The sequence below is a fragment of the Succinivibrio sp. genome (assembly GCF_045124615.1).
GTDB classification, from domain to species: domain Bacteria; phylum Pseudomonadota; class Gammaproteobacteria; order Enterobacterales; family Succinivibrionaceae; genus Succinivibrio; species Succinivibrio faecicola.
On sequence record NZ_JBGVMC010000149.1, the window covers coordinates 1 to 6,021 of the forward strand.

The following is a 6,021-nucleotide window of genomic DNA, read 5'->3' on the forward strand; positions in this document are numbered from 1 at the left end:
TAGTAACTATATGTATTTTAGCTGATTTTATATTTAATTCAAATTGTCAGACTAAGAGAAAAATTCACTCAATTGTTCATACATTTACTGAAAAAAGAGGTCTTTTTTTAAATCAACCTTGTTATGTGTGGTAAGAGATGATCATCAAAGTATCAACTATCTTCAATATGATTAAATTTAAGGTCAAGATAACGCTCTTTATACCTTGTCTTTTAACTTATGGTGCATGTTATAGACCTCTAGTTTCATAAACACAGATCACATCAACATCTCACTCATACGCATTATCTTGTTTATATATTTTGAAGTACCATTAAATGCATCTTCTTTAATCTGTGTTTGCAAAAAGAGTTTGTCTGTTTCAATTCCTTATCCACGCTCATATCAAGGTATTGTGAAATTTGAACTATGGACATCCATTTTTATATATATTATATTTCTCAAATGACCTTCCTAATGTATGTGGTAAATCCGTATTCTGTAAAAACGTTTAAACGCCTACAGTTTAGACGATAAATCCACGAATTTACGTTCGCAAAGGTCTCTTTGTAATGTCTAATTGGAGATTAACAAAATGAAAAAGAAAAAGATAAAACAAAGGAATTTTGTTCAGGAATATTCGCTACTGATAAATAAAGCGACAGTATTTACAGACCGAAAGAAGCAAATGAAAAAAGGTTATGTAAAGCACAAAAAGGATATTTTATCCTCCACTACGAGAGACGATAAAATATCCTTTTTTATTTCCTTTTAATTCTTAAATTTGCTAATTTCCAAAGATTCTAAGCAAACTTACAAATTGCCTTCAATTATCTAACCTAATATCAGACTATTCTTTTCTATTAGTATTTTGGAACAAACCAAAGACCATTATTGTTCTTATCTAGATACTCTTTAAACTCTGCTGACTGGTAAGCTTTTTTAATATCCTGTGCCCAGATAGCATCCTTATTCTTCTCATGTACTACAAGCTGCAGTAAAAGATGCTCTGCAACATCTTCTTGAGCAAGTACTGTTGAAGGATCGATTTTTGCGTTATATACAACAGAGCCTGTAATCACAACAAAAGCAAAATCTGATGCAACTGCAGGAATGTTCAGTGACTTCATCTCAACAAACTCAAGATTTTTTGGATTTTTTACAATGTCCTCTTTTGTAACCTTGCTAGGATCAACACTCTTATCAAGTTCAATCCAGCCTATCTTTGCAAGAATGTTATAGGCTCTAGCCGTATTTGAAGCATCATTAGGGATTGCAATTACGTCACCATCAGCTACACTGTCTAAGGCAGTCTTGCTACCTGGATAAATACCAGCTGGTACTGTTGGAATAGGAGTTAATGTTACAAGGTGTCCATCCTGACTTGCATTAAAGTTCTTTGCATATGCCGTATGCTGTTCAACATTAAAATCTACTTCACCATCATTTAAAGCAAGATCTGCCTGAAGAAGATCGGACATATCAATACCTTCAACCTTATAACCTTCCTTTTCAAGAATTGGCTGCACACCAGAAATGAAGAGCTCTGAGTATGGACCTTGTGATTTACTAAACTTCAATACAGGATGATCCTTATCAAAGCCATATGATGATGCTGATACTAATAAAGTAGCTAAAGCAACAATAGATAAAGTTTTAAATTTCATGATTTTCTCCAAATTTATATTTTTATTATTTATGACCTCTAGCCTTTGTCGCTAGGAAGTTTCCAACAGACTGAATTATCTGAACGAAAACGACTAAAACTATTACTGTAAAGAGCATTAAAGGGAAATTCATTCGCTCATAACCATATGTAAGTGCAAGATCGCCTACACCGCCACCGCCGATGACACCTGCCATTGCTGTAGCACCAAGTAATGTTATGGTGCCAATGGTGACTGACAGAATCAGTGATGATTTTGCCTCTGGCAGAATGAAATGAACGATTATTTCAAAGGTACTTGCCCCCATTGCCTTTGCAGCTTCAATAATGCCTTTGTTTACACCTAAAAGAGAGTTTTCAAACAATCTTGATAAATAAGGTGTAATGAAGGTTGTAAGAGGAACTAATGCTGCAGTTGTACCAATTCTTGTGCCTACAATCGCCTTTGTTACAGGAAGAATAAAAACTAAAAGAATAATAAAAGGTACTGAACGGACAACATTGATTACAGAATTTAAAACAAAGAACACTACTTTGTTTTCCTTTATTCCACCTTCTCTTGTCAGAACAAGAAGGAATGAAAGAATAAGCGCAAAAAATGAACCTATAAAAAGGGAAACAAAAACCATGTATAAAGTCTGTGTTGCGCACAATGACAGCATTGATGGAGATACGTGAAGATATTTGAAAAACTCATTTATCATATATTTACCTCCTCAAAGGAAATACCAAGGCTACGAATGTACTCATAGGTTCTGTCAAAGTCTTCTTGCTTTCCTGTAATTTGAAGAGTGATAACAGACAGAACCACGTCTCTAATCTCGCTTACGGATGCAAACATTACATTTGTATGAACATTAAGTCTGTTATTTATCTGCCATATAACATCATCTGTTGCATTCTCAGCATGGAAGAAGATTCGAATCAGACGATATGAGCCTTTATATTTTTTCAGTTCATTCACAATGCCAGATGGGATCTTGCTTGGAATAACGCTTTCAACAAATCGCCTTGCTATAGCTGATTTTGGATTTGAAAATATGTCTATAACATTACCGTTCTCAACTAATTTTCCGTTCTCAAGAATTGCTACCTTGTTGCAAAGTTTCTGGATAACACGAATAGTATGAGTAACAAAAATAATGGTTATTCCATATTCCTTGTTTACTTTGTTTAAAAGATCAAGTATTGATTCTGTGGTGTCAGGATCTAAAGCTGAAGTAGCCTCATCGCACAAAAGAATCTTTGGATGATTTGCCAAAGCTCTTGCAATACCGACTCTCTGTTTTTGGCCACCTGAGAGCTCATCTGGAAAAGATTTTTCTTTTCCTTCTAATCCAACAAACTTTAAAAGCTCTGTAACGCGGTTGTGAATTTGTTTTTTGTCAAATCTGTTAATCTTAAGGGCGATCGCGATATTCTCATATACACTCTTGCTTTCAAGAAGATTGAATTCCTGAAATACCATACCAATCTGCTTTCTTATACTTCTTAATTTTCTGTCAGATAAGCCAACAATGTCCTGTCCATCAATCTCTATCTTACCTGAATCTGGAATTTCAAGAGCATTTATCATTCTTAAAAGAGTAGATTTACCAGCTCCAGAAAAACCTATAAGTCCGTAGATATCACCCTTGTTTATGGAAAGAGAGATGTTATCTAAAGCCTTGTAGCTACTATCTTTACTTTTAAAGGTCTTATTAAGAGCAGATATATTTATAATTGGCTCTGTCATTATCTTTGCTCCAGATATCTTTTAATAAGTTCTGATAGATAAACTGATGTTGGATAAATTGCTTTAGGATCAACCTTAAATGATGGATTATGATTTGGAGCGCCATGACCTGTTCCGAACTGAATAAACAGTCCTTTTACCTTCTCCTGATACAAGCTGAAATCCTCACCTCCCATTGACTGAGGACTCTTTTGAACATCGAAGTTCAGATCTCTTGCAACCTTGGTTGCAAATTCACTTAAATCCTTATCATTATCAGTTGCAGGAATTTCTACTACCCATGACAAATCTGCACTTACACCAAAGGATAAGGCTGTGCCATTTAAAATTCTTTCAAAAGTGTTTTTAGCTAGTGCTCTTGCCTCTTTACTATAGGTTCTTATGGTACCTTCAAGTTCAACTAAATCTGGAATAATATTCCATGAGGTACCGGCATCAAGACGTGTTACAGATACAACAGCAGGATCGCCTGGTGTGATATTTCTTGAAACAATGCTCTGCACAGCACCTACAAATTGGCTTGCAGCAAGAAGAGGATCGACACCTAACTCTGGATGAGCAGCATGTGTGCCTTTTCCTTTCAAAACAATTTTGAATTTTTCTACAGCAGCACAGGTTGGCCCTTTTGCAATACCTAATGTACCAACCTCAAAAATTGGAGCTGAGTGGATACCAAATATTGCCTCAACATCCTTAAGGCCACCGGCATTTATAATTTCTCTTGCTCCACCTGGAGCCTCTTCAGCAGGCTGAAAAATGATTCTTACAGTGCCGTTTAGAGAGTCTTCAGCTTCCTTTAACAAAAGTGCAGCACCTAGAACAGCGCTTGCATGGCTGTCATGGCCGCACGCATGCATGATACCTTCATTTACAGATTTATATGCCAAATCTGTATTTTCTGTAATCTTTAGTGCATCAATATCTGCTCTTAGGGCAACTACTCTTTTACCATGACCAATAGTTGCAATTACACCTGTTTTAAGGTTGTTATCCTCAATTTTAATCCCAGCCTTTTGAAGATCAGCTTTAAGACGTTTTGTGGTTTCAAACTCCTCATATGAAAGTTCGGGATGTTTATGAAAATAATAAAATTCCTGCTCTATAAATTCTTTAATATGCTCTGTCATTTTCTTTCTCGCTATTGTTGTTCTTGTTTATTTTCTTTTTCTAACCTGGTTTTTATTATCTGAAAATTAACAGCACATTCGAAAATTAAACATTTGATTTTTTCCTAGTATTTTTATAGGTTTTGTGTATATATAATGACAGAATTATATTTTCTGTCAATAGTAATTCTATAGGTTTAATAGGTTTTTATTTATCTCCTTGATTTTAAATAGAATAAAGTTAAACTAAATTGAACTTTTGATAGATAATGTGAATAATAGGCAATCTCTTTTATCTATAACAGAAAAATGCAGATTTTTAGCGTTTTTTGATAAAAATGAGCTACTAAGTTATAATAATGAGTTTCTTTGTACAATAATTTAGCAAAATTTCAAAAATAATAACAAAAATCACCTTTATCAACAGGAATGGCAATGATTGAATTAAAATTTGATATGGTGCAGACGATGGCAATCGCTGCTGCACTCTTATTTGTAGGTAATTACATCAAACAAAGAGTTTGTGTAATTAAAAGATACTATATTCCAGCACCTGTAGTAAGCGGCATAATCGCCTCTTTGATTATTCTGTTTGGAAGACAGACAGGACTGTTTTCTGTAACATTTGATGTTACTTTGCAAAGTCTGTTCATGAACGCATTCTTCACCACCGTAGGTTTCATGGCAAGCTTGAAACTGCTATCTCAAGGTGGTCTTGGCGTAGTTGTTATGCTTATTGCAGCAACACTTCTTCTCACTTTACAGAATGTTATCGGTTGTTCACTTGCATCTGTGTTCGATCTCGATCCTAAATTCGGTCTGATTACAGGATCTGTTTCACTAACTGGTGGTCATGGTACCGTTGGTGCATTTGGTAAAACAATTGAAGATTTAGGTGTTGTAGGAGCACAGACTGCTGGTTTTGCTGCTGCAACATATGGTCTTATCGTTGGTTGCTTAATTGGTGGTCCTATCGGAAAGCTTTTATTAAAAAGAAATAAAGTTAAAGTTCACAACGACAAAGCAGCAGATGAAGTTATCAATGCTGAACCTACAAAGGATGTTGTAAGTACTGATACAAGACCTGATCCATTCTCAGGAACAAACCTTATCAACGCAACAGTCTGCATTGCAATTTCAATGGGTCTAGGTAGCCTTGTAGCACCTTATGTTAAGACTCATACTTTATGGCTTATGAAAGATGGTCTAATGCTCCCATCATATTTAGGTCCAATGCTTATAGCAGCTCTGATCAGAAACATAACTGATTTTGCAAAACGCCCTATTCCTATGGAGGCAATTGATTCTCTTGGTAGTATCAGCCTTTCAATCTTCCTATCTATGGCTATGATGACAATGAAGATTTGGGAGTTAATCGATCTTGCAATTCCTCTAATCACAATTCTCCTAGTACAGACTCTGCTCGTAATTCTATTTGTTTATTTCTGTACATTCAGAATCATGAAGATTAAGGCAATAGGCTCACCATATGATTCTACTGTAATCTGTACTGGTCACTGTGGATTTGCTCTTGG

General features: G+C 35.2%; 5 protein-coding genes. 1 reads left to right on the forward strand and 4 read right to left on the reverse strand.

Annotated features, from left to right (window positions below; all coding sequences use genetic code 11):
* Positions 1-842 precede the first annotated feature (842 nt).
* The 4 genes from ACJML3_RS03925 to ACJML3_RS03940 are packed head-to-tail and all read right to left on the reverse strand — an operon-like array spanning position 843 to position 4,507.
* Positions 843-1,646, reverse strand: a complete 804-nt coding sequence (locus ACJML3_RS03925) for a MetQ/NlpA family ABC transporter substrate-binding protein (protein WP_406020809.1) — start codon at positions 1,644-1,646, stop codon at positions 843-845.
* Positions 1,647-1,671: 25 nt separating this feature from the next.
* Complete coding sequence (locus ACJML3_RS03930) at positions 1,672-2,349, reverse strand: methionine ABC transporter permease (RefSeq protein ID WP_406020811.1); 678 nt, start codon at positions 2,347-2,349, stop codon at positions 1,672-1,674.
* Positions 2,346-3,380 carry a methionine ABC transporter ATP-binding protein gene (locus ACJML3_RS03935; RefSeq protein WP_406020813.1) on the reverse strand — a complete coding sequence of 345 codons (1,035 nt, stop codon included), beginning with the start codon at positions 3,378-3,380 and terminating at the stop codon, positions 2,346-2,348. Before ACJML3_RS03935 ends, ACJML3_RS03930 begins: the two co-directional genes overlap by 4 nt.
* Positions 3,380-4,507: an amidohydrolase gene (locus tag ACJML3_RS03940; RefSeq protein ID WP_406020815.1), complete on the reverse strand. Its 1,128-nt coding sequence runs from the start codon at positions 4,505-4,507 to the stop codon at positions 3,380-3,382. The genes ACJML3_RS03935 and ACJML3_RS03940 overlap by 1 nt, the downstream gene beginning before the upstream one ends.
* 414 nt (positions 4,508-4,921) lie before the next feature.
* On the opposite strand from ACJML3_RS03940, the gene ACJML3_RS03945 reads away from it, so the two are divergent.
* On the forward strand, positions 4,922-6,021 hold a 1,100-nt coding region (locus ACJML3_RS03945; RefSeq protein WP_406020817.1), incomplete at its 3' end, for a sodium/glutamate symporter.